This is a genomic window from Myroides sp. C4067 (assembly GCF_038039665.1).
In the GTDB taxonomy this organism is placed as follows: Bacteria; Bacteroidota; Bacteroidia; order Flavobacteriales; family Flavobacteriaceae; genus Flavobacterium; species Flavobacterium odoratimimum.
In genome coordinates, this window is the sequence record NZ_JBBPHJ010000003.1 from 52,362 (window position 1) to 79,153 (window position 26,792).

General features: G+C 34.8%; 25 protein-coding genes and 2 tRNA genes. 15 read left to right on the forward strand and 12 right to left on the reverse strand.

What is annotated here, in order from left to right; translation table 11 throughout:
• Positions 1 to 250 precede the first annotated feature (250 nt).
• The 3 genes from AABL87_RS02590 to AABL87_RS02600 all read left to right on the forward strand — a co-directional run bounded on the left by AABL87_RS02590 (position 251) and on the right by AABL87_RS02600 (position 2,373).
• On the forward strand, positions 251 to 1,543 hold the full coding sequence (locus AABL87_RS02590; RefSeq protein WP_253112465.1) for an aldehyde dehydrogenase family protein: 1,293 nt from the start codon (positions 251 to 253) through the stop codon (positions 1,541 to 1,543).
• Positions 1,544 to 1,572: 29 nt separating this feature from the next.
• Positions 1,573 to 2,214 carry a trimeric intracellular cation channel family protein gene (locus tag AABL87_RS02595; protein ID WP_006257792.1) on the forward strand — a complete coding sequence of 214 codons (642 nt, stop codon included), beginning with the start codon at positions 1,573 to 1,575 and terminating at the stop codon, positions 2,212 to 2,214.
• A gap of 85 nt (positions 2,215 to 2,299) precedes the next feature.
• A tRNA-Asn gene (locus AABL87_RS02600) sits at positions 2,300 to 2,373 on the forward strand.
• A 450-nt stretch (positions 2,374 to 2,823) separates the two neighbouring features.
• On the opposite strand, the gene AABL87_RS02605 is transcribed toward AABL87_RS02600, so the two are convergent.
• Positions 2,824 to 3,039 (reverse strand): hypothetical protein, encoded by a 216-nt coding sequence (locus tag AABL87_RS02605; RefSeq protein WP_253112462.1) that lies wholly within the window; start codon positions 3,037 to 3,039, stop codon positions 2,824 to 2,826.
• 510 nt (positions 3,040 to 3,549) lie between these two features.
• Here AABL87_RS02605 and AABL87_RS02610 point away from each other — a divergent pair.
• Positions 3,550 to 3,623, forward strand: a tRNA-Asn gene (locus AABL87_RS02610).
• A 593-nt stretch (positions 3,624 to 4,216) separates the two neighbouring features.
• On the opposite strand, the gene AABL87_RS02615 is transcribed toward AABL87_RS02610, so the two are convergent.
• Positions 4,217 to 4,651: a VOC family protein gene (locus tag AABL87_RS02615; protein WP_006257791.1), complete on the reverse strand. Its 435-nt coding sequence runs from the start codon at positions 4,649 to 4,651 to the stop codon at positions 4,217 to 4,219.
• 288 nt (positions 4,652 to 4,939) lie between these two features.
• On the opposite strand from AABL87_RS02615, the gene AABL87_RS02620 reads away from it, so the two are divergent.
• Positions 4,940 to 5,356 (forward strand): CBS domain-containing protein, encoded by a 417-nt coding sequence (locus tag AABL87_RS02620; RefSeq protein WP_006257790.1) that lies wholly within the window; start codon positions 4,940 to 4,942, stop codon positions 5,354 to 5,356.
• Positions 5,357 to 5,520: 164 nt separating this feature from the next.
• Here the strand turns inward: AABL87_RS02620 and AABL87_RS02625 are convergent, their stop codons facing one another.
• The 3 genes from AABL87_RS02625 to panC are packed head-to-tail and all read right to left on the reverse strand — an operon-like array spanning position 5,521 to position 7,708.
• The gene (locus tag AABL87_RS02625) at positions 5,521 to 6,489 is read right to left on the reverse strand and encodes a lysylphosphatidylglycerol synthase transmembrane domain-containing protein (RefSeq protein WP_341276913.1); all 969 of its coding nucleotides are present in this window, start codon (positions 6,487 to 6,489) and stop codon (positions 5,521 to 5,523) included.
• A 7-nt stretch (positions 6,490 to 6,496) separates the two neighbouring features.
• Positions 6,497 to 6,847, reverse strand: a complete 351-nt coding sequence (gene panD / locus AABL87_RS02630; RefSeq protein ID WP_006257788.1) for an aspartate 1-decarboxylase — start codon at positions 6,845 to 6,847, stop codon at positions 6,497 to 6,499.
• Positions 6,848 to 6,859: 12 nt separating this feature from the next.
• Positions 6,860 to 7,708 carry a pantoate--beta-alanine ligase gene (gene panC / locus AABL87_RS02635; RefSeq protein WP_341276914.1) on the reverse strand — a complete coding sequence of 283 codons (849 nt, stop codon included), beginning with the start codon at positions 7,706 to 7,708 and terminating at the stop codon, positions 6,860 to 6,862.
• 110 nt (positions 7,709 to 7,818) lie between these two features.
• Between panC and AABL87_RS02640 the strand changes: the two genes are divergently transcribed.
• The 5 genes from AABL87_RS02640 (at position 7,819) to AABL87_RS02660 (ending at position 14,141) form a co-directional block, all read left to right on the forward strand.
• The gene (locus AABL87_RS02640; protein WP_006257786.1) at positions 7,819 to 8,622 is read left to right on the forward strand and encodes a glycogen/starch synthase; all 804 of its coding nucleotides are present in this window, start codon (positions 7,819 to 7,821) and stop codon (positions 8,620 to 8,622) included.
• Between the two features lie 51 nt (positions 8,623 to 8,673).
• Complete coding sequence (locus tag AABL87_RS02645; protein WP_006262537.1) at positions 8,674 to 10,317, forward strand: DUF4270 domain-containing protein; 1,644 nt, start codon at positions 8,674 to 8,676, stop codon at positions 10,315 to 10,317.
• A gap of 6 nt (positions 10,318 to 10,323) precedes the next feature.
• Positions 10,324 to 12,168, forward strand: a complete 1,845-nt coding sequence (glmS, locus tag AABL87_RS02650) for a glutamine--fructose-6-phosphate transaminase (isomerizing) (protein WP_006266096.1) — start codon at positions 10,324 to 10,326, stop codon at positions 12,166 to 12,168.
• 153 nt (positions 12,169 to 12,321) lie between these two features.
• The gene (gene atpD, locus AABL87_RS02655; RefSeq protein ID WP_006257781.1) at positions 12,322 to 13,833 is read left to right on the forward strand and encodes a F0F1 ATP synthase subunit beta; all 1,512 of its coding nucleotides are present in this window, start codon (positions 12,322 to 12,324) and stop codon (positions 13,831 to 13,833) included.
• Positions 13,834 to 13,859: 26 nt separating this feature from the next.
• Positions 13,860 to 14,141 (forward strand): F0F1 ATP synthase subunit epsilon, encoded by a 282-nt coding sequence (locus tag AABL87_RS02660; RefSeq protein ID WP_006257780.1) that lies wholly within the window; start codon positions 13,860 to 13,862, stop codon positions 14,139 to 14,141.
• Between the two features lie 51 nt (positions 14,142 to 14,192).
• Here the strand turns inward: AABL87_RS02660 and AABL87_RS02665 are convergent, their stop codons facing one another.
• Positions 14,193 to 15,044 (reverse strand): hypothetical protein, encoded by an 852-nt coding sequence (locus AABL87_RS02665; protein ID WP_341276915.1) that lies wholly within the window; start codon positions 15,042 to 15,044, stop codon positions 14,193 to 14,195.
• Positions 15,045 to 15,188: 144 nt separating this feature from the next.
• Between AABL87_RS02665 and radA the strand changes: the two genes are divergently transcribed.
• Both radA and AABL87_RS02675 read left to right on the forward strand, forming a co-directional pair.
• Positions 15,189 to 16,559 (forward strand): DNA repair protein RadA, encoded by a 1,371-nt coding sequence (gene radA, locus AABL87_RS02670; protein ID WP_006257778.1) that lies wholly within the window; start codon positions 15,189 to 15,191, stop codon positions 16,557 to 16,559.
• A 16-nt stretch (positions 16,560 to 16,575) separates the two neighbouring features.
• Positions 16,576 to 18,225, forward strand: a complete 1,650-nt coding sequence (locus tag AABL87_RS02675; protein ID WP_071307074.1) for a DUF4139 domain-containing protein — start codon at positions 16,576 to 16,578, stop codon at positions 18,223 to 18,225.
• A 70-nt stretch (positions 18,226 to 18,295) separates the two neighbouring features.
• Here AABL87_RS02675 and AABL87_RS02680 read toward each other — a convergent pair whose 3' ends face one another.
• From AABL87_RS02680 to AABL87_RS02690, 3 genes are read right to left on the reverse strand one after another with little or no spacing between them, the layout of a single operon-like run.
• Positions 18,296 to 18,580 carry a hypothetical protein gene (locus AABL87_RS02680; RefSeq protein WP_232234345.1) on the reverse strand — a complete coding sequence of 95 codons (285 nt, stop codon included), beginning with the start codon at positions 18,578 to 18,580 and terminating at the stop codon, positions 18,296 to 18,298.
• Positions 18,549 to 18,716, reverse strand: a complete 168-nt coding sequence (locus AABL87_RS02685) for a hypothetical protein (RefSeq protein ID WP_232234346.1) — start codon at positions 18,714 to 18,716, stop codon at positions 18,549 to 18,551. The genes AABL87_RS02680 and AABL87_RS02685 overlap by 32 nt, the downstream gene beginning before the upstream one ends.
• A 28-nt stretch (positions 18,717 to 18,744) precedes the next feature.
• Positions 18,745 to 19,176, reverse strand: a complete 432-nt coding sequence (locus AABL87_RS02690) for a hypothetical protein (protein ID WP_071307075.1) — start codon at positions 19,174 to 19,176, stop codon at positions 18,745 to 18,747.
• 146 nt (positions 19,177 to 19,322) lie between these two features.
• On the opposite strand from AABL87_RS02690, the gene AABL87_RS02695 reads away from it, so the two are divergent.
• From AABL87_RS02695 to AABL87_RS02705, 3 genes are all read left to right on the forward strand, one after another.
• Positions 19,323 to 19,781: a DUF421 domain-containing protein gene (locus AABL87_RS02695; RefSeq protein WP_071307076.1), complete on the forward strand. Its 459-nt coding sequence runs from the start codon at positions 19,323 to 19,325 to the stop codon at positions 19,779 to 19,781.
• A gap of 152 nt (positions 19,782 to 19,933) precedes the next feature.
• Positions 19,934 to 21,682 (forward strand): alkaline phosphatase D family protein, encoded by a 1,749-nt coding sequence (locus AABL87_RS02700; protein ID WP_071307077.1) that lies wholly within the window; start codon positions 19,934 to 19,936, stop codon positions 21,680 to 21,682.
• A gap of 243 nt (positions 21,683 to 21,925) precedes the next feature.
• Positions 21,926 to 22,723 carry a M48 family metallopeptidase gene (locus AABL87_RS02705; protein ID WP_006257772.1) on the forward strand — a complete coding sequence of 266 codons (798 nt, stop codon included), beginning with the start codon at positions 21,926 to 21,928 and terminating at the stop codon, positions 22,721 to 22,723.
• 940 nt (positions 22,724 to 23,663) lie between these two features.
• Here the strand turns inward: AABL87_RS02705 and AABL87_RS02710 are convergent.
• The 3 genes from AABL87_RS02710 to AABL87_RS02720 all read right to left on the reverse strand — a co-directional run bounded on the left by AABL87_RS02710 (position 23,664) and on the right by AABL87_RS02720 (position 26,692).
• On the reverse strand, positions 23,664 to 24,347 hold the full coding sequence (locus AABL87_RS02710) for a hypothetical protein (RefSeq protein WP_071307079.1): 684 nt from the start codon (positions 24,345 to 24,347) through the stop codon (positions 23,664 to 23,666).
• Between the two features lie 84 nt (positions 24,348 to 24,431).
• On the reverse strand, positions 24,432 to 25,889 hold the full coding sequence (locus tag AABL87_RS02715) for an oligosaccharide flippase family protein (RefSeq protein WP_071307080.1): 1,458 nt from the start codon (positions 25,887 to 25,889) through the stop codon (positions 24,432 to 24,434).
• Between the two features lie 20 nt (positions 25,890 to 25,909).
• Entirely contained in the window at positions 25,910 to 26,692 is a 783-nt protein-coding gene (locus AABL87_RS02720; protein WP_071307081.1) for a PdaC/SigV domain-containing protein, read from the reverse strand.
• Positions 26,693 to 26,792: the final 100 nt, after the last annotated feature.

Here is a 26,792-nt window from a genome sequence, read left to right on the forward strand (position 1 = left end):
CATAACAAAAGATATCAGAAGCACAAAGTAAGCTAACTGCGCGCCTATTACATTTAAGTAAAATAAGATAAATGACAGGGCAAATAATGCGATGCCGATTAGAAAAATTAGTTGATTTCTACTCATAGTCATTTCATTTTAGGATGATACTAATTTAGCTATTTTAACTGAGTTGTCAAATTTTATCTCGTTGCTTAAGGAGGTTTGTAAAACAATTATTAATTTTAGAGAAAATGTAAACATTCAAACTATGGACAAAGTAGTAACAGATATTTTAGACAATGCCAATAGTGCATTTCTAAATTGGAAGAAACTTAAAGTGAGAGATAGAGTAGCTTATCTTCAGAAAGTTAAGCAGAACCTACTTACTAATGTAGAGGAGTATGGAAAATGTATGACATTGGATATGCATAAGCCTATTAAGCAAGCTGTAGCTGAAGCAGAGAAGAGTGCGAGGTTAATAGATTATTATATAGAGCATGGAGAAGAGATTCTAAAAGGGAGAACTATACAGACAGATTGGACAGAGACGTATACGGTGAATGATCCTTTAGGTGTCATTCTAGGAGTTATGCCGTGGAACTTCCCTTTCTGGCAAGTGTTTAGATTTGCTATCCCGACTTTATTAGCAGGTAATACGGTAGTAGTGAAGCATGCGAGTAATGTACCTCTTAGTGCGAAGGCATTAGAAGACTGCTTTAGAGTAGAGGGGTATGAGCAAGTGTACTTTAATGTAACTGTAGCAGGTAGAGAAGTAGATGCGATCATCGAGTCTCCTATCATCAAGGGAGTATCTCTTACAGGGAGTGAGGCAGCAGGTAGCTCTGTAGGGAAGAAAGCAGGAGAATTGATTAAGCCTACAGTGTTAGAACTAGGAGGGAGTAATGCCTTTATCGTAAGAGAAGATGTGGATATAGACGCTCTTATCCCCACAGCTATCAATGCTAGATTTCAGAATACTGGGCAGAGCTGTATAGCAGGAAAGCGATTTTTAATCCACAATGCTATTATTAAAGAATTTACAGATAAGTTTGTAGCCGCAGTCAGAGAGATCAGATTCGGTGACTTAATGGATCATAATACAGGTATCGGATTGATGGCTAGAGAAGATTTAGCGATAGAACTAGAGACGATTATGAATGATTCTGTACAGATGGGAGCGAAGATCGCAGTGGGAGGTAAACGCGATGGAGCGAAGTTCGAGCCAACTGTGATCACAGATGTCACACCAGATATGCCTGCATTTAAGCTAGAGACTTTTGGCCCGCTAGCGGTTATCGTTGGCTATGATACATTCGATGAAGCGATAGAGATGAGCAACGATTCTCGCTTCGGATTAGGTGTGGCGATGTTTAGTAAAGATGTCGAATTCTTAAAATCTAAGGTTCACGAGTTCGACGAAGGAGCTGTATTTATAAACGAGATGGTAATCTCTGATCCTAGAGTACCATTCGGAGGGAATAAGTTCTCTGGAATAGGAAGAGAAATGGCAGAAGAAGGATTATTATCATTCGTAAATAAGAAGTCAGTGGTAATTAAATAAGGCGGTTTTTATACATATATTGTCGTGTTATGCTAGATAAATTTATTGATTTTTGGACTACAATACACTTTGTAGACATTATTGAGTTCTTTGGGACTTGTGCATTTGCTATTTCGGGTATCCGCATGGCCTCAGCGAAGAGCCTTGATTGGTTCGGTGCATTAGTAGTAGGATTTGTCACTGCTACAGGAGGGGGGACTCTGCGTGACTTACTATTAGGAGTTACGCCTTTCTGGATGTTAAATAGTGTGTATGTGTGGTGTACGGTAATAGCATTATTCTTCGTGGTACTCTTTAGAAAACAATTAGTGCATCTAAACAGTACCTTCTTATGGTTTGACAGTATAGGTCTAGGTTTATTTGTTGTGGTAGGTACAGAGAAGACCATGTCTCTAGGCTACCCATTTTGGGTAGTAGTGATCATGGCGACTATCACTGGGATAGTAGGAGGTATCGTTAGGGATATAATGATTAACGAGATTCCTGCTATTTTTAAACAGGAGTGGTATGCGCTGACCTGTATATTCGGTGTGATGATATACTATCTACTTGATTATTTCAGTGTAGGTATAATTTTTACACAAATATTCTGTGCGGCTTCCGTTTTTGTAATTCGCTTGATAGCAAATCGTTATAAACTGGGGCTTCCGACCTTAAAAAGTGAAGAATAAAAAAGTTTTAATTTTTTAAATTAAATATTTGCAGATACTAAAAATCGTTATATATTTGCACCGCAATAAAGGTAAAATATAACCTTCCTCCTTAGCTCAGTTGGTTAGAGCATCTGACTGTTAATCAGAGGGTCCTTGGTTCGAGCCCAAGAGGGGGAGCAAAACAAAAGCCAGTCTTATGACTGGCTTTTTTATTTGGTGTACTATTGACATCACTTCTCTATCGTTATTACTGTAGTACATACTCTCTTTATATTTTGACTTCTGTGATGTATTGTGCGCAGGTATGATTGTTTCCTATATATCGGATATAGAATATATCATCTATAGGCTTGAAAAAGACATACCATTGAGTATTGTTATTCCTTTTAAAAACAACATAAACTAAATCTTTTCCGTATTGATCAAAATGAGGAGGAGCGGGTTTATATGGTTTTACACTTATTTCTTTTTCTATTGTGTCGATGATCTAGCTAACATAATCGTATGCTGTCGATTTCGAACTAAGATATTTATTTTCGTATAAGATAGTAACGAGTTTGTTTAAGTAAATTTCTATCTCTGAATCATAAACTATTCTTATCATAGGGGTCAGTAGTTACTAGTCTTCTATTTTTCAAAAAGTGTATCAATGTGTTTAAAGACAGGTTTTTTTAACTCATCTCCTATGACCCCTTGTTCTGCAGCATCATCAAGGAATGCTCTATCAGATACAACTAGATGTATGAACTTATCTCCGCGTTTAACAACTACTTTTTCAGTCTCTGCTAACTCTAAGTGTTTTTTCTGTTCATTTTGTAAATCAGTTGGACTAATAACTATCATAGCTTAAAGGGTTTAAGTTTAGTATAAATGTACGAAATTATGGATAGGTAGCGTGTTATTATCTATCAGTATGATTTAATTATAGCAGATATATTATTGTTTGTAGTATATTATTAGTCTGTGTTTTTAAGAGCTATCTTTTTATTTTGTTTTACTATTTTTTTAGTGAATATCTAAAGAGCCACTCTTAGTATATTTGTTGTTTATACTTTTTAGGTAGTTACCCTATCATTTATTTACAGTAGTTAGATAGAAGTGTAGAGGCTATTTTTAATAATAATATCAAGTAACCTCGTTAATGAATAATCGTTAAGCAGGTTGAATAGAACCTTTTTCTGTTTGTGATTAAAAAAAAATAAAAAATATTTATTTTTCTTCTATCTCATAATCAGATAGTTTTAATTCAAGCTTTATTTTTTTTGACACAAAATGCTCAAAAAGCCTATAAACAGTGAGGTATTTGATTAAAAATGTATATATTTGCAATGCAATAAAGGTAGAATATAACCTTCCTCCTTAGCTCAGTTGGTTAGAGCATCTGACTGTTAATCAGAGGGTCCTTGGTTCGAGCCCAAGAGGGGGAGCAAAACAAAAGCCAGTCTTATGACTGGCTTTTTTATTTGATATCTATTCCATTCTTGTCTTTAAGGGGGTTGATTATCTTCATTTTATTACCTGTTCATCTACTAGAGCATAAGCTTTTCTTCATTTTTAATTCTATCGATATCAAGTTAATATTCGCTTGGATTCCATTTTTTAGAGCGATTAATAGGTGCTAGAACTAGCGTATTCTGTTATCTTTTTTACATTAATATTAGGGGTGATCGGCATGTGGTCGGCTAGTGATGGGCATTTGGTCGGCTAAAAAGTGCTATAAATAAGCCTATCACCTGCCTATCACTATACTATTAAATAGGGAGCATAGGAAGGAAAGTGAAAACATTGTCTCACCTGTGTAGAGGATGATAACAGAAGATGTCTAATGGGAATAAAAAGAAAATCCCCTAATAAGATCTCTTAGTAGGGGATTGATAATTATATAGTGTCTACAACAGTAGTGTTGGATAATATTAGTTAGTTCTATTTAAAGCTAGTCTTTTATAAAGTGGTGTAATTAGAAAAAAAATCCCAACAGAAGGCTACTATTGGGATGGGATGATTAGGGGTTATGGTCTTATTAGTACTGTCCGTCTCTACTGAAGTTGATCATCCATTGGATGCCAAATTGGTCTAATACCATTCCAAAATAGTCACCCCAAAACATGTCTTCGATCGGCATGATCACAGTACCACCTACCGCTATCTTAGCGAATAGATCATCTGCCTCTGCTTGGCTATCTGTGGATACTGATATCGAGAAATTGTTCCCTTGTACAATAGGTGTTGGATCGCCACATGAAGTATCACTACCCATTAAGACAGATTTACCGATAGGAAGTGAGACGTGCATGATTTTGTTCTTGTCCTCTTGGGATACTACGAATTCTGGGCTATCTGGAATGCTGTCGAATCTAACGAGGTAAGTGAATTCTCCTCCAAATACAGATTTATAAAAATTAAATGCCTCTTCACAATTGCCATTGAAGGTTAGATAAGTGTTCGTTGTTGCCATAGATATAATTTTTTAAGTGGTTAATTATGAAGCAATTTAGGTAAAAAACAGGCTTTTGGATAAACTGTTTTGAGATAAATTGTCACAATTTTTATTTTTCGAGTATTGGCAAGGATTGGAGAGTTTTGAGATTGTGGTATATTCACTTATGGTGAATAATGTGTTCTATAAATACAACATTGCTATATAAATTACGACATTATTATTTAGTAAAACCTGCTTTTTATCATGTATTATGAGGTATGTAAGTGCAATCTTTGTACTAGAACAATAAAACACTATAGCACTATGAAACAAAGAGTACCTGTATCTCAAATTATGTCTAAAGCACTTATAGCTGTGCCAACTAATAAAAAGTTAAGTGAAGTAAACCAATTATTAGTAGAATATAATATTAGACATATCCCTGTTATAGAAGCAGAGAATGTAGTGGGGATCATCAGTAGCAACGATATCTTAAAGATAGGATATGGAGCGAATGATCTAGACCAAAGTGCATTAGACGCTATTTATGACGCTTATAAGTTAGAAGATGTAATGACGAAGAACCCAATCGTGGTGATGGATGATACTAATATCAAAGATGTAGCTGAGATCTTCTCTAAACAGCAGTTTCACTCACTTCCGGTAGTAGATAAGGATAATGTACTACAAGGAATAGTGACAACTACAGATATGATCAATTACTTGATAGCACAATATTAAAACAACAACAATTATCCCCACAAAGTAACCTATAAAGAAATAATGATTTATAACTGATAGCGCTGTTTATACCATCATTATACCAATTTACTGGTTTGTACTATTAAAGAGTGCCTGTCTAATATTTTAGATAGGTGCTTTTTTTATGATGAGGTAGTGCGAGATTAGTTTTTCTTTTGATTATAATATAGGGGTAAGATTAAGAAGGATAGTGCTCCGAATATGACTACGATAGCGGTTTGTGTAGTCCATAATATCCATCCAAAGGCTGTACCTGCGACAGCAGAGATGCTGTAGATAGACAATAATTCTGCGATGATTAGTGGGAATGCTCCAAAGCCTCCATTAGTAAAAGATACAGCAAAACTACCTGCTACAAAGGCAGACATAACAATAGGAATGCTGAGTGAACTAGTAGCTTCTATGGCATGTGTACCGAAGTAGAATGTAGCGATATAGCCAAACCAAATAAGAAAAGTGTGGAATAAGAAACCAACTTTATAAGGCATCTTAAAGATGCTGCTGACTCCTTCTGTAAGTCCTTTGATTTTATTTTTAATAAATAGAATCACTTTCCATTTGCTATAATAGAATAAGGCAATAGTGGCTAAGAAACCTACGAATGCGATGATAGCTAATATACTTAGTTTCTCCACTGGAACCTTGGCTAATAAGAAGTCTTTTAATACTTCATACTGTAAGATCAGAGCTACGAATACACAAAGCAATAAACAGATAAGGTCAATAATTCGTTCTGAAACAATGGATCCAAAGCCTTTGTCAAAAGGGACTTTCTCGTACTTCTGCAAGACGATCGCTCTAGATACTTCTCCTGATCTAGGTACCGTCAGGTTAAGAAGATAGCCGATAGAGATAGCCATAAAGTTAGTGAATGTGGATACAGGATATCCCATATAGCGCAAGGCGTATTTCCACCTATAGGCACGTGCCCATAGACTTAAAATAGAAAAGAAAGAGGAGATGATAATATAGTTATAATTAGCATCTCTAAACTGAGATTTCATCTCCTCTATCTGATCTTCAGTAAACTGATTATAGGCGTAATAAACCAAAAAAACTCCCAACAAAAGTGGGAGTAATATATTCAATAATTTACTGATATTTTTTTTCAATAAGAGGCTATGTTAAGGTGTTGGTCTCTTCATTAGGGAATACGATAGAAGGTTTGAATGTCTTCGCTTCTTCAAAATCCATAATTCCATAAGTAATAATGATAATGATATCCCCTTTGTGTACTTTACGTGCTGCAGGACCATTTAAGCAGATCTCTCCACTGTTACGAGGTCCAGGGATAGCATAAGTTTCAAAGCGTTCTCCATTGTTAATATTAACAATCGAAACTTTCTCTCCTTCTATGATGTTAGAAGCTTCCATTAAAACTTCGTCAATCGTAATACTTCCGATGTAGTGTAGGTCTGCTCCAGTTACAGTTACACGGTGAATTTTTGATTTTACTACTTCAACTTGCATTTCGCGTGAGTTTTAGTTAAAAGATATATTGTCAATTAGTCGAATGCCTTCGATATGAGCAACTAAGAATCCTCTGTATCTGTGAGCCTCATCTTTAGATGTAGCTGTTTTTAGAGTATCTTCTTCTGCTATAGTGAAGTATTCGAGTTCAAAGTTAGGATTATTTTTAAATTCATTCTCAACAAAAGCGTTAACTTTAGAAATACTTTCACTTTTGAATAAATCCTTGGCTTTCAACAATACTTGATATAAGAAAGTTGATTTTTTTAATCCTTCAGTAGATACTCGTTCGTTACGAGAACTCATGGCTAATCCGTCCGTAGCTCTGAAGATAGGCACTCCGATAACCTGTACAGGTATATGAAGCTTATCTACCATCTTGCGGATGATCTGCAATTGTTGGAAGTCTTTTTCTCCAAAATAAGCTTTGTTAGGCGTAACAAGCTCAAAAAGTTTACTCACGATAGTTCCTACTCCATCAAAATGACCAGGGCGAGAAGCACCTTCCATTTCGTTTTCTAGTCCATCAAAATCAAATGATTGGGCTACAGTATTTCCACCGTAAATCTCATCAACAGACGGTGCAAATATTACAATTTGTTCAGAAAGAGACTTAATGATCTCCTGATCTCTTTCTAAAGTACGAGGGTATTTTTCTAAATCTTCTGCATTGTTAAATTGCGTCGGATTAACGAAAATACTTACTACAGTACATTCATTTTCATTTAATGATTGTTCCATTAATGAAAGGTGCCCCTTATGGATGGCCCCCATTGTTGGTACAAGACCAATTGCCTTATTAGCGTCGCGAAATGGTTTTAAATACGCTTGTAATTCGGATTTTGTACTAAAAAGAAACATTAGCTTCGTGTTTAAAATAATGGCAAAATTAGTTATTTAGAAAATAACTGCATAAATTTTTGTAAATTTGCAATGTTTATTTGTTTCAAACACAGAAATTATAATTGAAGATGAAAGAAAAGAGGATATTATATGTATCATCTGAAGTGGTACCTTATTTAGCAGAAAATGAAGTTTCATTAATGTCTTATGATGCTCCTAAAATGATTAATGATCAAGGAGGACAGATAAGAATTTTTATGCCTAGATATGGTAGCATAAATGAGAGAAGACATCAATTACACGAAGTTATTAGATTGTCAGGTATGAATCTAGTCGTAAATGATATGGATATGCCACTAATCATTAAGGTAGCTTCTATCCCGAAAGAGCGTATTCAAGTTTACTTTATAGATAATGACGAGTATTTTAAAAGAAAATCTACTTTCTCAGATGAGGATGGAACATTGTATCCTGATAATGATGAAAGAGCTATTTTCTTTACAAAAGGTGTAATCGAAACGGTTAAGAAACTTAACTGGGTTCCTGATGTGATACATGTACAAGGTTGGATGGCATCATTGCTGCCAGCTTATTTAAAACATTATTATAAAGATGAAGCTATTTTCTCTGATACGAAAGTAGTTACTTCTATTTTTAGTGAAGGATTTAGCGGTGTCTTAGATGCTACTATGAAAGAAAAAATAGCATTCGATGGCTTCCCAGAAGACGTAGTGAATGACTTCGAGAACCCTACTTATGAAAGTATCATGATGAATGCTATCAAAAATTCGGATGGTGTTATCGTTGCTTCAGAAGAGGTAAGTTCAAATTTAACAAAATTTATAGAGTCTTCTGAAAAACCTTTTTTACCTTTCGTAGCTAAAGATGAGTTTGCTAAAGCTTATACTGAATTTTATCAGAAGTTTTTTTAATAGCTATATCAGAATAGAATAGTAATAACCCAAATAGATTGGATTGACTAGATGAACCAAAAGAATATATTAAAAGGAATATCTCTTGTATTAGGCTTTATGGCCTTACAAGCTTGTGAGAGTGATTTTACAGAAACGGGAAGCGATATAATAGGAGGAGGAAACTTCGATATCGAATCGTATAACGTAAAGGATATAAAAGCTTATAATCAAGCTTATGGAGCAGTAGATGGAAGTAGATTAGGAGAAGTCCCTTTTGGGTATCTAGACAATGGATTATTTGGTGCTACTAGCAGTGATTTGGTTGTTCAGTTAGCTAACTCAACATCAGTTGCTGGAGATATTGGTGAGAATGTAAAGGTAGACTCTGTATATGTGTATGTGCCTTACTTTTCTCAATTTGACAAAGTAGATAATAAAGTTAATTACTACAAACTTAAAAATGTATATGGTGAAGGTTCTATAGACTTAAAAGTTTATCAGAATAACTATCACTTGATGGATGTAGACTTAACAGATGGTTCTGCATCTAAATACTATACTGATCAAACAGGTGCTTTAATCGATAAAAATAAGATTAATACACAGTTAAATACTTCGGGACAGTCGTCTCAGAATACTAATTTTACTTTTACAAATAGAGAAATCATTACTTATAAGACAGATAAGGATGGTAATCCTATTAAAGATCCAAATACAGGAGATAATCAGATTAAAGAACGTCTTATCCCTGGAATGTGGTTAGACTTAGATAAAAATTACTTTGAGAAATTTATTACTGAAAACAAAGCGAAGTTGTCAGAAACGAATGGATTCAGTGAGTTGTTTAAGGGATTATATCTAAGAGCAGAAGGAAACGGAAGTAAAGGAACTACAGGATTATTAGATATTGCTAAAGGTAAAATCGTAGTTATATTCCATGTTGATAAAAAGACAAAAGGAGAAGATGGTAAGGAAGTGATTACACGCGAAAGAAAAGAAGTTACACTTAGCTTAAGTGGTAATACGGTAGGAACTAAGAAATTTAGTGTGAATATGTTTAGTACACTTCTAGACGGAACTTACCAATCAGAGGTGGCTAATGCAAATAAAGTGCAAGGTGATGAAAGCCTTTACATAAAAGGTGGACAAGGTAGCTTAGCAGTTATCGATCTACTGAAGTCTAATAACCTTGAAGAGTTAAAAGCACTTAAGAAAGAGGACGTATTGCTGAACGAAGCTTACTTAACGATCTATGTGGACAAGGAGCGTATGCAAGGGCAACCTATCCCTGAGCGTCTGTTCTTATACGATTATGACAACAGTATTGCGTTGTCAGACTTTGCTAATGATGCGGTGAGTACATCTCAGTATATCAAACAAGGATATAACGGTATCTTCGTAAAAGAAGATAAAGAGAATAAAAAAGAAGGGTATTATTATAAGTTTAAAATCACTGACCACATAAGAGGTCTTCTGAAAAGTAAGAATGACGTGAGCCCTAAATTAGCCTTGACTGTTGCGAATAACTTTGCAGTAGGAGGGTATGTTAATCAGAAATTGAAAAACGAAATAAACAACGAACCTACTAACGTGAATGTTGTTCCAGCTTATGCTGTTAGCTGCCCAATCGGAGTTGTACTTCATGGAGCGAATACTACGCTGGACAATAAGAAGATGAAGTTAGAGATTTTTTATACTAAAGCTAAAAAGTAAACAAGTATGTGTGGAATTGTTGGATATATAGGTCATCGCGATGCGTTCCCTGTTATTATTAAAGGTTTAACAAGATTAGAGTACAGAGGATATGACTCTGCTGGTCTTGCTATATTCGATGGAGAGACAATCAATCTTTGTAAAACAAAAGGTAAAGTTGTTGATTTAGAAGAAAAAAGTACAGATACAATAAAAAAAGGAACAGTAGGTATAGGGCATACTAGATGGGCTACACATGGTGTTCCAAATGATGTGAACTCACACCCTCACTTTTCTAATTCGGGTGAATTAGTTTTAATTCACAACGGTATTATAGAGAACTATGATTCTCTTAAGCAAGAATTAATTAAAAGAGGTTATACATTTAAGTCTGAAACAGATACTGAGGTATTAATTAACTTAATCGAGGATGTACAAAAAACTCAAGGTGTTAAGTTAGGAAAAGCTGTTCAGATCGCTTTAAATCAAGTAGTGGGAGCGTATGCTATCGCTGTAATGGATATCAAAAAACCAGACGAAATAATAGCTGCTAGACTTGGTAGTCCACTAGCTATCGGAATCGGTGAGAATGAGTACTTCATTACATCTGATGCATCACCTTTTATCGAGTATACTAATAATGCTATTTATTTAGAAGATGAAGAAATGGCTATTATTAGACTGCACAAACCATTGCGCATTCGCAAGATTAAAGATGACTCATTAGTTACACACTACGTTCAAGAGTTACAATTAAACTTAGAGCAAATCGAGAAAAATGGTTATGACCATTTTATGCTAAAAGAGATATACGAGCAACCAGAGGTAATTAAAGATACTTTTAGAGGTCGTTTATTAGCTGATCAAGGTTTGATCAGAATGGCAGGTATCGAAGATAATATCGATAAATTCTTAAATGCGAAGAGAATTATTATCGCTGCTTGTGGTACATCTTGGCATGCTGCTTTAGTAGCTGAGTATGTAATCGAAGAGTTTGCAAGAATACCAGTAGAAGTAGAGTATGCTTCTGAATTTAGATATAGAAACCCAATTATTGACTCTAGTGATGTTCTGATTGCTATTTCTCAATCTGGAGAGACAGCAGATACTCTTGCCGCTATTAAATTAGCGAAAGAAAAAGGAGCATTCGTATTCGGAGTTTGTAATGTGGTAGGATCTTCTATTTCTAGAGAGACACATGCTGGAGCTTATACACATGCTGGACCTGAGATCGGTGTTGCTTCTACAAAAGCATTTACAACTCAGATTACAGTATTGACTTTAATTGCTCTTCGTTTAGCAAAAGCAAAAGGAACTTTACCTAATTCTGAATATTTAAAATATTTACATGAATTAGAGCTAGTACCTGAGCGTGTAGAAGAAGCGTTAACTCAAAATGAAGAAATATTAAAAATCTCTCAGGTTTATAAAGACTCAACTAACTGCTTATACTTAGGTAGAGGATATAACTATCCTGTGGCATTAGAAGGGGCGTTAAAACTGAAAGAAATCTCTTATATACATGCAGAAGGATATCCTGCTGCTGAGATGAAACACGGTCCAATCGCTTTAATTGACGAGCATATGCCAGTTATTGTAATTGCACCTAATCAAGATCACTATGATAAAGTAGTGAGTAATATCCAAGAGATTAAAGCAAGAAATGGAAAAATCATTGCTGTGGTAACAAAAGGAGATAAGCAAGTAAGAGAACTAGCTGATCACGTTATCGAAGTACCTGGTATTTCTGAGGCTTTAACTCCAATATTAACGACAATTCCATTACAACTGTTATCTTATCACATCGCTGTTTTAAGAGAGTGTAATGTTGACCAACCGAGAAACTTGGCTAAGTCAGTGACGGTTGAATAATAGTATAAAAGTGAGTCTTTTTAAGACTCGCTTTTTTTTTATTTAAAATAAAATTTCAAAGTTTTAATATTCAGAGAAAAAAACTATCTTTGCACTCTGAAAAAGTAGAATTTTTCGATAAACGTAAATAGCTGTTAAATAAATACATAAGCAATGTCTAAAGTTACAGGAAAAGTTGCGCAAGTTATCGGGCCAGTAGTTGACGTAGTATTCAACACTGCAAATGCCGAGCTTCCAAAGATTTATGATTCATTAGAAATCACAAAACCAGATGGTACTAAATTAATCCTAGAGGTACAATCTCATATTGGAGAAGATACAGTAAGAACAATTTCAATGGACTCTACAGACGGTTTAAGTAGAGGATATGAAGTAGCATCTACAGGATCTCCAATCCAAGTACCAATTGGTAAAGATGTATTTGGTAGATTGTTTAATGTTGTAGGAGACGCTATTGATGGTCTTGGAAACTTACCAAAAGAAGGTTCTAATGGTTTACCAATTCACCGTTCTGCTCCAAAATTTGAGGATTTATCTACTTCAACTGAAGTATTATTCACAGGTATCAAAGTAATCGACTTAATTGAGCCTTACGCAAAAGGGGGTAAAATTGGTTTATTCGGAGGTGCTGGAGTAGGAAAAACAGTATTGATTCAGGAATTAATTAATAATATCGCTAAAGGACACGGTGGACTTTCAGTATTCGCTGGAGTTGGAGAGCGTACTCGTGAGGGTAATGACTTACTACGTGAGATGTTAGAGTCAGGTATTATTAAATATGGAGATGACTTCATGCACTCTATGGAAAATGGAGGATGGGATTTATCTAAAGTAGATAAACCAGGTATGAAAGAATCTAAAGCTACATTCGTATTCGGTCAGATGAATGAGCCACCAGGAGCACGTGCACGTGTTGCATTATCAGGATTAACTATTGCTGAGTTCTTCCGTGATGGAGCTGGTGATGACCAAGGAAAAGACGTATTATTCTTCGTAGATAATATCTTCCGTTTTACTCAAGCTGGTTCTGAGGTATCTGCATTATTAGGTCGTATGCCTTCTGCAGTAGGATACCAACCAACATTAGCTACTGAGATGGGAGCTATGCAGGAGCGTATTACTTCGACTAAAAAAGGATCTATTACTTCTGTACAGGCGGTTTACGTTCCTGCGGATGACTTAACTGACCCTGCACCAGCAACAACGTTTGCTCACTTAGATGCTACTACTGTATTATCTCGTAAGATTGCAGAGTTAGGTATTTATCCAGCAGTTGATCCACTAGAGTCTTCTTCTCGTATTTTGACTCCAGAGATCTTAGGAAAAGACCACTATGCTTGTGCTCAAAGAGTAAAAGAGATTTTACAGAAATATAAACAATTACAAGATATCATCGCGATCTTAGGTATGGAAGAGTTATCTGAAGAAGATAAACAAGCTGTATACAGAGCTCGTCGTGTTCAACGTTTCTTATCTCAACCATTCCACGTAGCTGAGCAGTTTACTGGTATCCCAGGTGTATTAGTTGATATTAAAGATACTATCAAAGGATTTAATATGATTATCGATGGTGAGTTAGACCACTTACCAGAGGCAGCTTTCAACTTAAAAGGTTCAATCGAAGAAGCGATTGCAGCTGGAGAGAAAATGCTTGCAGAAATATAATCTAATTAATATTTAAAGAGATCGACATGAGATTAGAAATTGTATCACCTGAGGCTACTTTATTTTCTGGAGAAGTTACTTCAGTTTCAGTTCCAGGAGCAAATGGAGAGTTTCAGATGTTAAATAATCACGCTCCTATTGTTTCTATCCTAACAAAAGGAAGTGTAAAGTTCACAGGGCAAAACATTTCTATTGCACCAGAGTTTAGTTCTAAATTCGAGAAAGTAAGTAATGATACATATCATTTACCTATCAGTCTTGGAACTATCGAATTAAGCGATAATAAGATTATTATATTAGCTAACTAATTAGCTGATTAGAAATATAAAAAGACCTACTCATTGAGTAGGTCTTTTTTTTTATGGAATAGTTTTATATTTAAATTCTAGTTTTCTATAGTCTATATAGTTATCATTATTTGATTCGTATTTATCATCAGCAAGGGGAAGTATTTCTATAGATTCAATAGGATAGTCATTTGAATTGTATTTGTATGTTGTTATTGTATTGTATTTCTCTTTATGTGTGATATTGTTTTGTTCTCTATAAGCGAAAGGGATTTCATAATGACTTGTTCTGTTATTAAATGGAAATAGAGTAGGGAGATTTTTAAATGGAGAGTTGTAGTTATCATATTTCAATTGTTCTAGAATTTCTTTATCATTTGAGATTTGTGTTATATTCCCTTTCTCGTCTGTTTTATATGTTGTTAGAAATGTGTTTCGGATGTTAGATAATAAATGGCCTTTGGTGTCATATTTAAATTCCATTTTAATACCATTTAGTATTACGTAGTCAATTCTGTTTTGATTATCGTAATGTAGTGTATAAGTGATATAGTTATAGTCTACTTCCTTTCCCATTATATATTCTACAACTTTGTTTAATTGATCTTTGTCATTATAGAAGTATTCAAAAGTTGATCTTGCTTCATGTGGTTGCCCATAAGGGTGTGTATATTTAGTGTAGGTTTCTAATGATGTTATTTGTCCTTTTTTATTATAGAACAGTTCATTATTAGATATTGTTCTATAATATTTTTGTTTTGTTTTAACGTTCTCTTGTATTACATATTCAGTATAACTTTCTAATAATGTCAATTCTTTTGGGTCTGGTTTAGGAATTGTTTTGGTTGATTTATTGTCATCATTTGAACACGAAATGTTTGTAAGTACTAATAGTACGATTAGATAAAAAATAGTTTTTCTCATGTGTTAATAGTGTATTTTATTGTAGTAAATATAAATGTTATTATAGAATATAATTTATTTCTTGTGGAGTAATTAGTTCTTATGATATTATTATTGTCTAATGATAACATTGTATCTTCGTAAGAAGATTTTAAATAGAAAGTAATGGCAAAGGTAAAGACGGCTTTTTTCTGTCAGAGTTGTGGTACACAATACGCTAAATGGCAAGGACAATGTAATGCATGCAAAGAGTGGAATACACTTGTAGAAGAGGTAATCCAAAAAGAAGAAAAGACAGCGTGGAAAGCAGTAAGTAGTTCTCCTAATACCATGAAGAAGGTAGCGAAGCCTCTAAAGGTACGTGAGATAGACAGTACAGAGGAGATACGTATGAATACTATGGATGGTGAGCTTAATCGTGTTTTAGGAGGTGGACTGGTACCTGGTTCTATGGTGCTTTTAGGAGGTGAACCTGGAATAGGAAAAAGTACATTATTATTACAGATATCTCTGCGTTTGCCTTTTAAGACTCTCTATGTATCAGGAGAGGAAAGTCAGAAACAGATAAAGATGAGGGCAGAGCGTATTAACCCTGCTAATGACAACTGTTATATCCTTACTGAAACGAATACACAGAATATCTTTCGTCAAATAGAGGAGATACAGCCTGATGTATTAATCATTGACTCTATTCAAACTTTACATACTGAATATATCGAATCTTCCGCAGGGACAGTGTCTCAGATTAAAGAGTGTACAGCTGAGCTAACCAAATTCGCTAAAGAAACTGGAACTCCAGTGTTGATTATTGGACATATAACAAAGGATGGAAGTATAGCAGGACCTAAAATGTTAGAACACATGGTGGATACTGTATTACAGTTTGAAGGTGATAGAAATCACGTATATCGAATACTAAGAGCGAATAAGAACCGTTTTGGTTCTACAGCAGAGCTTGGTATTTATGAGATGCAAGGAAGTGGTCTTAGAGAGGTGTCTAATCCTTCTGAAATATTAATATCACATAAAGAAGAAGAATTATCAGGAACAGCCATCGCTGCTACTTTAGAAGGGATGCGCCCACTGATGGTAGAGGTACAAGCCCTTGTGAGTACAGCTGTATATGGTACTCCACAACGTAGTGCAACAGGATATAACCTGAAACGACTGAATATGATCTTAGCTGTATTAGAAAAAAGAGCTGGATTTAGATTAGGACAAAAAGACGTATTCTTAAATATCACAGGAGGTATTACAGTAGATGATCCTGCCATTGACTTAGGGGTGGTTGCTGCTATTCTATCTTCAGATCAAGATATGTCTATTGGCAAAGACTTTACATTCGCTGGAGAGGTAGGGCTATCTGGTGAGATTAGACCTGTAAATAGAGTAGACCAACGTATACAAGAAGCAGAGAAGCTTGGTTTCTCTACTATTTTTGTTTCAAAATATAATAAGATTAGTCATACTGGTAGAGGAATTAAGGTTGTTCTAGTGACTAAGATTGAAGATGTAGTAGAATACCTCTTCGGATAACTTAAAATTGAATACTATGAAAAAGAATCTAACGATTGTTGCATTAGCTTTGACTACGGTTATGACATGGGCACAGAAGCCTGTGTTTATACCTGCTAAGCTAGAGAGTGCCCGAGTGTACTTTAACAGTGCTGAATTAACGCATAAGGCCAAAGTGAAGTTGCCTAAGGGAACTTCAGAGGTGGTGATCACCAATGTAGCTGATTACCTAAACGAATCTACTATACAGATCGGATCTATATCTGAGGTTACAGTAATGGCTATACAATATAGTAATCGCTATGTAGAAGAATATGATAGTGCAGTAGACTCTCCATTGTTGAAGCCTGTAAGAGATAGTATTAAATTAGTTCAAACTGAATTAAAGAAGGTGAATAATGCTATTGATGTAGAAAGTAGAACAATTGCTTTATTAGACTCTAATCAGAAAGTAGGTGGAGAACAAGGAACAACTACAGCAGAAGTGATGAAGATGGTAGACTACTATAAAACGAAGAGACTACAGCTGAGTACAGAGTTAGATAAGTTAAACGAGAAGAAGGATGACCTTAATACTCGGTTAACGAACTTACAAGATAAGCTTGCTTTTAATGAAGGCAAAAGTGAAAAGTCTAGTAAGGGTAAACTGATTATACAAGTAATGAATGACAGAGAGGGTGAAGTGCCTTTTCAGATTAAGTATTTAACGAATGCTGCGTCATGGAAGCCTTTTTATGACCTAAGAGTAGAGAAAATTAACTCTCCTGTAAAAGTAGTTTATAAAGCGGATGTGAAACAGAGTTCTGGTATCGATTGGAGAGGTGTGAATCTAAGTTTGACAAGTGGTGTAGCTAATCAGAGTAATGTTATTCCTACTTGGAGAACGTGGTTTCTTGATTATAGGGGGGCTATGTCATCAGGATATGGTGGTGGAAAGCCTGGAGTGGGAATAGGTATGAAGAAAGTCAATGCTAGTGCTGCTCTTGAAATGTCTACAGCTAATGCTTCTTATTCTACAGCTGAAAAATCAATAGTCTATGAGGAAAGTACAATGAGTAGCTTTACTCAAGTCAATGAATCACAACTAAACGTATCATTTGATATAAATATTCCGTACACGGTGATGTCTAATAATAAGTCACATAGTGTATCACTTAACGACTTTTCTATTCCTGCAGAGTATAAGTATTATGTAGCTCCTAAGCTTGACCTAAATGCTTATTTAGTAGCAACGATTAAGGACTATGGTAATTATAACTTATTAGCAGGAGAGGCAAACGTAATCTTTGATGGAGTATATGTTGGTAAGACTATGTTGAACCCTGCAAACACAGAAGAGGAAATGAAACTAAATATGGGTAAAGACCCTAAAGTAGCAGTTACTCGTATTTTATTAAAAGATAAATCAGGTACTAAGATGTTATCTTCTAAAAAGTCTCAAAACTTCGTATACGATATTACGATTCGCAATAACAAAGCTGAGCAGATAGATATACAAGTAGAAGATCAGTATCCTATTAGCTCTAATAAAGATATAGAAGTAGAATTAACAGAGACTTCATCAGGAAAGCTTAATGAAGAGAAAGGGCTTGTGAAGTGGGACCTTAGACTGAAAGGAAATGATAGTAAATCACTTCGCTTTGGATACCAAGTGAGATATGATAAGAATCAAAATTTAAACTTATAAGATTATAGCAAGTGAATAAAAAAGCAGGAGTGATATATTCTATCACTCCTGCTTTTTTTATAAGGCTATTCTAATGCCTATATCTCAGTGAACGGTCTTTAGCTGTCCATATATCTTCTAAATAATCTATCGTCAGAACAGTGTCTTTCTTGATAATTTCTAGTCTTGTAGAATTTTGTTTAGTGATTAGCGTATCTCCTATCTCTATTACCTTATAGAGGTATTCTCTCTCATAGAATCGCATATCATTGTCTAGTATGTAATAAGATCCTGCTCTAGATCCTTTATTAGCTTCTTGACTGATGACAACAGCCTTAAACTCTTTAAGTGTATTTTTTTTTTTGTTGTCTATCATTCTCTGTGTAGGCATTTTCTCCTCCGCATTTATAAGCGACTAAGACGATAAGACATAATACAGCTAGCATAGGTATAAATGGGTTTATACTTATGTTTTCGAAGTCAAGACCATCTTTAAACCAATTGTTTTTCATAGAAGTGTAGAGTAGTGATAGTAAGCTGTTATTTATAAAAGTTAGATCCTCTAGGTAATCTTGCCCAGATATCTGTTTTATAGTCTATATAGATAATAGTATCTTGTTTTCTGATTTCTAATGTAGAAGAATCTTTCTTAGTGATCAGGTTATCCCCTACATCTATTAAGTTAAAGATAGGGTGATATGTATAGAACTTCATATTGTTATCTAGCTGATAGTACTCCATATTTCTATTATTTTTTTCAATGCCTTTATAGATTACAGAAGCATTAAACTCTCTCTTTAGGTTTTCTTCTAATTCTTTATCATTGAGAGTATACATATTTTCACTGCTTTGGAAGTACATACCTACACCAAATATCGTCATGGCTAGTAATGCCAATAACATTGGATATTTAGGAGTTTCTCCTTCGTTGAATAAATAATCAAACATTAGTCTAGTTGCTTTTGATAACATCTAAGGTAAGTGTTATTGTTGAATAGAACTAATAAGATTCTCTTTGAGGTTGCCCTTCTATTTCATGGTATAGGAGGATGAGATAGTCTAGAAGTTGTGTTTTTGTATTTAGCTTTTGTTTAAATTTGAAGTAAAAGCAAGTATTTATGGAGTATTTAGATATCGTATGGAGAAGTGTGGCTGTATATTTATTTATGATTATAGCGATGCGCGTGTTTGGCAAGAAGCAGTTGTCTCAGTTAAACACATTTGACGTTGTTTTAATGCTCTTAATTAGCAATTCAGTACAGAATGCTATGGTTGGCTCTAATACGAGCTTAGAAGGAGGAATATTAGCTGCTTTTGTTTTATTCTCTTTAAACTACGGAATGAAACGACTGATCGCTCACAACAAACTTGTCAATCGATTACTCCAGCAGAAGCCTGAAGTCATTATCCAGCACGGTGTGGTTGATTTCGCTAAAGCTACACAGCTAGGCATTACCTCAGAAGAGCTGACTGAGGCTATGCATGAACATGGTGTAGAGTACTTCAAACAAGTGAAATTAGCAACATTAGAAATCAACGGAAGCATCAGTATTATCGCTAAAGATAATGAGGGGTAGTATAAAGAGACTTTTCATAAGCGCAAGGGAAAACACCAAACAGTCTAAGCACTATAAATTAACATATAGCGCTTAATGGTTACGGATTGTTAACCTGGTTTTAATTCTCTGATAATGCAAGAAGAGTTGTTTTGTGACAAAGTTTTTAAAGTATGGATAATTCACAATTCAATAGAAGGAAGTTCTTGCGTACTTCTTTATTAGCATCAGGAAGTTTATTTTTAGCTCCTATAATTATTAGTTGTTCTAATGACGATTCAAGTAATCCTAACACAGATGGTGTAGATGGACAGTTTCAGATCAAAAACTTTGACTATGGTGTAGCTAGTTTTGACCCAACTGCTACTAGTGTAATCATCTGGACTCGCTATGCCAATGCTAATACTGAAATAGTATGGGAAATAGCAAAAGACCTTCATTTTAAAGATATTGTTCGTCAAGGCAAAGTGACTGTTGCCTCTCTTTCAGATAATACAATCGCTATAGAAATACAAGACCTACCTTCTAATAGTAAGTTCTATTATAGGTTCTATAATACTTCTACCAAAGATACTTCTGTGATCGGGGAGACCATCACACTACCTGCTACATCAGATCAGGTGAGTAATGTGAAGTTAGCCATAGCATCGTGTTCTAATTATCCTGCGGGTCTATTTCATGTCTATGGTGAGATGGCTAAGTCAGATGCAGATGTCATTATCCACTTAGGGGATTATATCTATGAGTATGCTCCTGGACAATATGGTACTAATGCAAGTACGTTAGCCTTTAACAGAGCTCATAAACCGAATAAAGAGATCGTTACTTTAGAGGATTATAGAGAGCGATATAGACAGTATAGAAGTGATGCTAACCTTCAGTTGGCACATCAGAAGAAGCCCTTCATCTGTGTGTGGGATGATCATGAGATAGCTAATGATACGTATAAGGATGGTGCTGAGAATCATCAGCCAGAAACAGAAGGTAGTTTTGAAACAAGAAAAAGAGCAGCATTACAGGCATATAGTGAGTTTATACCACTAAAGACTGGTAAAGACGCTCGTATCTATAGAAGTTTTGACTTCGGTAATATTCTTTCATTACATATGTTAGATACTCGTGTTATTGCTAGAGATAAACAGTTGAGTTATGGCAATTATATGACGGCTAGCGGCTTTGATCAAGCTAAGTTTATGCAAGATTATATGAACCCTAATCGTCAATTATTAGGGAAAGAACAGTTGGGGTGGTTAGCTGGTCAGATGAACTCTAGTGGGGCTACATGGCAGGTGTTAGGACAACAGATCTTAATGGCGAAGATGCTTGTTCCTGCTGAGTTTTTAATGATTGTTAATCAGATCATGGCAGAGATAGAGGCAGGAGGAAGTGCTTCTGCTAACTCAATGCTTGCTTTACAAAAGGCTGTAGGAGAATTAGTAGTGATTAAAACTCGCTTACTGCAAGGAGATCCTACACTTACAGCACAGGAGAAAGCTAGAGTGACTACTGTATTGCCATATAATCTAGATGCATGGGATGGGTATGCGGTGGAGCGAGAGATGCTGTATAGCTTATGCAAGGGAAAAAAGGTAATGACACTAGCAGGAGATACTCATAATGCATGGTATAGTCAGATGAAGACACAGACAGGAGAGGTGGTAGGATATGAGCTAGCAACTAGCTCGGTTAGTTCACCTGGTATGGAGACGTATTTAGGAATATCAAATGATCCGAGTCAGGCTAGACAATTAGAACAAGTAATGCCATTATTAATAGATGAACTAGACTATGTGAATCTAACAGATAGAGGATATTTATATATTGATTACACTACATCTGGTGCTAAGGCAGAGTGGAGATTTGTAGACACTGTATTTAATAGTAATTATACAGTACAAACTAAAAAAACAGTTGTGATATAATAAGTTGTTGTATTTCATATTATTTAGGGAGCTCTTAGGAGCTCTTTTTTAGTTGGGTAATACGTCTAAGTAGTTGGATATTGGGCGTTTTATTTTGAATGGTTTAATGGAGAAATACGAATGTTTTTAGGTCTTTTTGAGAATCTAATAGCGTTGTTATAGGTTGATTATGAATGTTTAAGGTTCGATTAGTGAATTTAAAATAAAAGAGTACATTTGTTCTTGTAAAAAAATATTAACATTATGAAAAAAGTTTTATTATCTGCATGTTTAGTGTGTTTTGCAATAGGAACAGCTAATGCACAGTTTGGTAAATTAAACCCAAAGAAGATCGAAGCTGGTCTAAAAGCAGCTAAGGCATTTACAGTAAGTGATGAAGAAGTAGCTCAGTCTGCTGCCGCTGCTGTTAAGTGGATGGATGAGAATAACCCTGTGTGTACAGTGAAGGATAAAGATCCTAAGAAGAAAGCATATGCAGAGCGTTTAGAGCGTATCTTCGGGCCATATAAGAACTATGATGGTCTAGATCTAAACTATAAAGTATATTACGTTACAGACGTGAATGCTTTTGCTTGTCCTGATGGAAGTGTACGTGTATTCTCTTCATTGATGGATATTATGAGTGATGATGAGCTATTAGGTATCATCGGTCACGAGATCGGACACGTAAAATTAAAGCACTCTTTAAACGGGTATAGAAAAGTATTGTTAGCAGAAGCAGCTGTACAATTTGCTGGTACAACTCAAGGTACAGTAGGTGACTTAATGAAAGGAGACCTAGGGGCTCTAACAGAGAAACTTATTGGAGCTCAGTTCTCTCAAGGACAAGAGACTGATTCAGATGATTACTCTTATAAATTCTTAGTAGCGAATGGTAAGAATCCTCAAGCGTTAGCAGATGGATTCCAAAAGTTTGCTGATATGGAGAAAGAATATGGAGCTGATAAATCTACTAAAGCTAAAATATTCTCTACTCACCCTGATAGTGAGAAGCGTGTAAAACGCATCGAAGATAAAATCAAAAAAGACGCTAAGAAATAGTCGTTTAAACATCAATATAAAGAGCCATTTCTGTATAGAAGTGGCTTTTTTTTGTTTCTATGTATAAGTGTCTAAGCCTATTTTGATGAAATACTTATACTAGCTTTCATATATGTATTAAAAAACATACTTCACTTTTTTTAAAAAATGCTGTTTTAGGGGTACTAATGAAGGGCTATTCTAAAAAAAAGGATATATTTTTTTTAATAGGTAATTATTGTAAGTTGTTGTTATTTAGTTGTTTGTGTTTTTCTTGTGTTTTTTCTCTTCTAGGTGTATTTATCACTATCCTAGAGTATATCTATCTTCATCTTAATTTGCTCGACAGTTAGTGGAGAATAGGTCGTAAATAGTGGACTAGAGAAATAGTAGTCGAAGAATGCTTTTAGTATTGATCATGTATTACCCAAGAAGAAAGAATGGGGAAAGAAAGGGCAGAGGTTCTATGCTATTTTAAGAAATAGATGGATAGGGTAGCATTTGATTATAGCAATACAGTTTGTAGCGCTTGATGTGAAATGTTTAAGTAAATGGCGATGAAGATCTGTTGCTTAGAATTAAGTGCTAATCAGTAGAATAATTCATGTTGTCTGGAGATTGAGAATAGCTAAGAGAGAGCATTGATATACGGTTATCTTGATCTTTTCTTTTTTTTCCTCTTTTTCTTTTGATTAGGTTTTTTTACGATAAGGAGATGTTTTATATAAGCACCTAGTAAGATAAATATAAGTGCATCTACGAATATAAGGCTGCTGTACGTATTCTTAAGACTAATGTGATAGATAAATAAGCCCACTAGCGCTATTTGGCATAGTGCTAGTATTCTCATTTGTGTGGTTATCTTATTAAGGGGTCTTGTACTCATGGTGTATTCATAGCTTAGATAATACTATGTTCCCTTAGTGACAAGAGAGATGTGTTGTCATTATCTAAGAAGGAGTTATTGGTTTATAATGAATAAAACAACTATGATTATAAGGGAGATGAAGAAGTAGATTAGTTTACGAATATTCTTTTGCCTCAAATTAGGATCATGGTCAGGTTTATCATTGTATCTGTTATCATCAGCGTGCTTATAGGGGGCTAATTCTTTAAATTCCTTGTTGTCTATCGAGGCTATACCTGTTCCAGTACCTATTAAGTCTATTGGGTCGAAGTACCGTATAGGATAAAGTTCCTGTTTTTTTATGGATGTTATCTCTCTGTTTATACCCTTAATGAAGTCCTGTGGTGAGTCACAACAGCGAATATAGTATAGTATCTCTAAATTAATCACACCTCCTTGAGAGAGGTGACTCTCTATACAAGCTATAAAATCATCGTATAGAGGTAATGCTTGATTGAGTTGTTTCTCTATCTTTTCTCTAGCTATTGCGGAATTGGTATGAAATTTTTCTTTAGAGATAGTGATTGTACATGCGGTATTATCTATACTCTCATCATCTCTCTCATATTCCAGATCGAAATCTACGAATCTATAAGCTTGTTCCCAGTGAGGTATTCTACTACTTATCATCTCATGGTCTAGTAGGCAAATCCAGAAGAAAGGTAAAAATAGCCTCTCTTCAAAGAGTGTAATAGAACTGTTGTCTTTAGTAATACTCAAAAAGATTTCGTTAGTCATAGCGAGTTTTTTAGAGTATTAAATATAAGACAATTAAATACATGTTAAAAAAAATCCATTACTAACTAGTAATGGATTCTATATTTATCGTTTGATCATTTTTTTGATAACGGTATTTTCAAATTTGTATATAACACCTAAGAATACGAGTATAAAGGCTATTCCAACGAAATAGTTTTCTCTAAAACAGTAGAAGTATACAAAGCTTAGGAGTATAGATATTCCTAGGTATCCTCCTATAGCTTTTTTGTCATAAGGGATAGGGTACTGTTTCTGTCCCATCACATAAGAGACTAGCATCATAGATGCATAAGCTATCAGAGTAGCTATCGCTGATCCCATATAGCCCCATATAGGGATAAGTAGGTAGTTAAATATAAGAGTGAATACAGCTCCCATAATAGAGATATACGCTCCTATAGCAGTTTTGTCCCTTAGTTTATACCATACAGATAGGTTGGTATAGATTCCCATACATAAGTTGGCTAAGATGATAAGTGGAACAACAATCATCGCATCCCAATAAGACTCATTTCTAATGAACAAGACTTTCAATATATCTGCAAATACGATAACGCCTAACATAATCATACTACCAAAAATAGTGAAGTACTTAGTAATGGTAGCATACTTAGTAGGTGCGTCGTCATTCTTAGCATAGTTAAAGAAGAATGGTTCGATACCTAGCGTATAAGCTTGTCTGAACAAGACCATAAACAATCCTAACTTATAACATGCAGCATATTTTCCTACTTCTGATAGTGCGATATCAGCTGGTAATAGTCGTTCTAATAATATCTTGTCAAAACCTTCATTAACAGCAAATGCAAGTCCTCCTACCATGATAGGAAAACTGTAGGTAAGCATCTGTTTATTCAGTTCTTTATTAAATTTAAACTTGATTCTGAAGTAGTCCTTATAAAAGACTAAAAAAGTGAATAAACTAGCAACAAGGTTAGCAATGAATATATAGACTACTTGATTTCCCTCTTTATAAATAGTGTTGAATATACTATCTGGATAAGCGTTATTTAGCTTAGGTAGGTAGTATAAGAAGAATATATTAAGAGCAGTGTATATACATACATTCGCTATCCTGATGGCGCTGTAGTATAGAGGTCTCTGATCTGCTCTAAGCTTAGCAAAAGGAACTATAACTAAGGCGTCTAGTACTAAAATAAAGAGTACATAGTATAATAGTTCATTTGATACACTAAGGATAGAAGCCCAAAAATCTAAGGTCAATACGCTAATTATGGCGAATAGTAAAGTGGTGCATCCAAGGAATAATAAACTGTTATTAATAACCTCTTTCTTATCCTCTTGTTTATTATAAAATCTAAAGAAGGCGGTCTCCATCCCAAATGAAAGTATCACATTTAGAAACATCATAATAGAGAAAATAACACTATACTGACCATAGTCGTTATTTTGCATCAAGTCTGTGTGAAAAGGAACTAGGAAGAACCCAATTACTTTAGGGAATACTGCTGCTAATCCGTAGATAGCCGTTTGTTTAAATATCTTTTTATAAATGCTCACAACTCTTTGTTTAGCGGGTATTATTTATTTGTGTTTGGCTTAGGTTTTAGTTCAAAGCTTAGGTAAGGGACTATTTCTTCTTGTGTGAATGAGATGGTGATTACCTTGCTTGCAACTGTGCTTACATCTGCAGTAGTAAAGTTAAGTACTACACTATCTTCATAGATAAAGATGTTCTCTGGCATCTCTAGAGAATCTTCTTCTAGTGATAGTTCGCTTATATTAGTAGCCTTCTCTTTACCGTTATCATTTAATTCTTTTAACTTGTTGATCACTAGTTTTTTGAAGTCCCCATAGTTTTTAAACAACTGCTCCTTACTGTATTGTTCTCCTGTAGCAGGGTTATAGTGCATCGTTTTCTCTCCTTGAAATCCGTTAGCTCCTCCTGTGAAAATATAGTAATCTAAGGCAAAGCTGACTAAGTTGTCCCCGTAGAAGGTTACGATATTATTCGCTTTCGCTTGCCAAGGTATTGTCGCTTTAGGAAATTTCTTAACCATATTGGTATAAGCATTCGTAAACGAGATTACAATACTGTCATAGTTAGTAGCCTGTTTCTTCTCATTTTCAAAAGAGAGAATCTCATTAATGATAGAGAGGTTATCCTTGTTGATTCTGTCTGCTATTTCATTTTGAGGATCGACTATCTCTGCTGTTGTAATCTTAATCTCAGTACAGTCCTCCTCAACACAAGTGTCTAGTAGTATCTTCTGGTACACTTTTTCCTCAAAAGAGAAACTCTTCTCTTTCATACAGCTGGTTACAGCTATTGAAAGGAATAGAATTAGTAAGATTTTTTTCATGCTTTTTTTCATAGGTATGTGCAAAGCTATGAAAATTGTTATGATTATAGTCTCATATTGTAAGATTTCGCTAGTCTCTTTTTTAGGATGTATTTGCACT

Excerpts from the sequence above, each read along its gene's own strand:
- AABL87_RS02590 (WP_253112465.1), top strand. The coding sequence starts at position 251 with ATGGACAAAGTAGTAACAGATATTTTAGACAATGCCAATAGTGCATTT.
- AABL87_RS02595 (WP_006257792.1), top strand. The coding sequence starts at position 1,573 with ATGCTAGATAAATTTATTGATTTTTGGACTACAATACACTTTGTAGAC.
- AABL87_RS02605 (WP_253112462.1), bottom strand. The coding sequence starts at position 3,039 with ATGATAGTTATTAGTCCAACTGATTTACAAAATGAACAGAAAAAACAC.
- AABL87_RS02615 (WP_006257791.1), bottom strand. The coding sequence starts at position 4,651 with ATGGCAACAACGAACACTTATCTAACCTTCAATGGCAATTGTGAAGAG.
- AABL87_RS02620 (WP_006257790.1), top strand. The coding sequence starts at position 4,940 with ATGAAACAAAGAGTACCTGTATCTCAAATTATGTCTAAAGCACTTATA.
- panD (WP_006257788.1), bottom strand. The coding sequence starts at position 6,847 with ATGCAAGTTGAAGTAGTAAAATCAAAAATTCACCGTGTAACTGTAACT.
- panC (WP_341276914.1), bottom strand. The coding sequence starts at position 7,708 with ATGTTTCTTTTTAGTACAAAATCCGAATTACAAGCGTATTTAAAACCA.
- AABL87_RS02640 (WP_006257786.1), top strand. The coding sequence starts at position 7,819 with ATGAAAGAAAAGAGGATATTATATGTATCATCTGAAGTGGTACCTTAT.
- AABL87_RS02645 (WP_006262537.1), top strand. The coding sequence starts at position 8,674 with ATGAACCAAAAGAATATATTAAAAGGAATATCTCTTGTATTAGGCTTT.
- glmS (WP_006266096.1), top strand. The coding sequence starts at position 10,324 with ATGTGTGGAATTGTTGGATATATAGGTCATCGCGATGCGTTCCCTGTT.
- atpD (WP_006257781.1), top strand. The coding sequence starts at position 12,322 with ATGTCTAAAGTTACAGGAAAAGTTGCGCAAGTTATCGGGCCAGTAGTT.
- AABL87_RS02660 (WP_006257780.1), top strand. The coding sequence starts at position 13,860 with ATGAGATTAGAAATTGTATCACCTGAGGCTACTTTATTTTCTGGAGAA.
- AABL87_RS02665 (WP_341276915.1), bottom strand. The coding sequence starts at position 15,044 with ATGAGAAAAACTATTTTTTATCTAATCGTACTATTAGTACTTACAAAC.
- radA (WP_006257778.1), top strand. The coding sequence starts at position 15,189 with ATGGCAAAGGTAAAGACGGCTTTTTTCTGTCAGAGTTGTGGTACACAA.
- AABL87_RS02675 (WP_071307074.1), top strand. The coding sequence starts at position 16,576 with ATGAAAAAGAATCTAACGATTGTTGCATTAGCTTTGACTACGGTTATG.
- AABL87_RS02680 (WP_232234345.1), bottom strand. The coding sequence starts at position 18,580 with ATGATAGACAACAAAAAAAAAAATACACTTAAAGAGTTTAAGGCTGTT.
- AABL87_RS02685 (WP_232234346.1), bottom strand. The coding sequence starts at position 18,716 with ATGAAAAACAATTGGTTTAAAGATGGTCTTGACTTCGAAAACATAAGT.
- AABL87_RS02690 (WP_071307075.1), bottom strand. The coding sequence starts at position 19,176 with ATGTTATCAAAAGCAACTAGACTAATGTTTGATTATTTATTCAACGAA.
- AABL87_RS02695 (WP_071307076.1), top strand. The coding sequence starts at position 19,323 with ATGGAGTATTTAGATATCGTATGGAGAAGTGTGGCTGTATATTTATTT.
- AABL87_RS02700 (WP_071307077.1), top strand. The coding sequence starts at position 19,934 with ATGGATAATTCACAATTCAATAGAAGGAAGTTCTTGCGTACTTCTTTA.
- AABL87_RS02705 (WP_006257772.1), top strand. The coding sequence starts at position 21,926 with ATGAAAAAAGTTTTATTATCTGCATGTTTAGTGTGTTTTGCAATAGGA.
- AABL87_RS02710 (WP_071307079.1), bottom strand. The coding sequence starts at position 24,347 with ATGACTAACGAAATCTTTTTGAGTATTACTAAAGACAACAGTTCTATT.
- AABL87_RS02720 (WP_071307081.1), bottom strand. The coding sequence starts at position 26,692 with ATGAAAAAAATCTTACTAATTCTATTCCTTTCAATAGCTGTAACCAGC.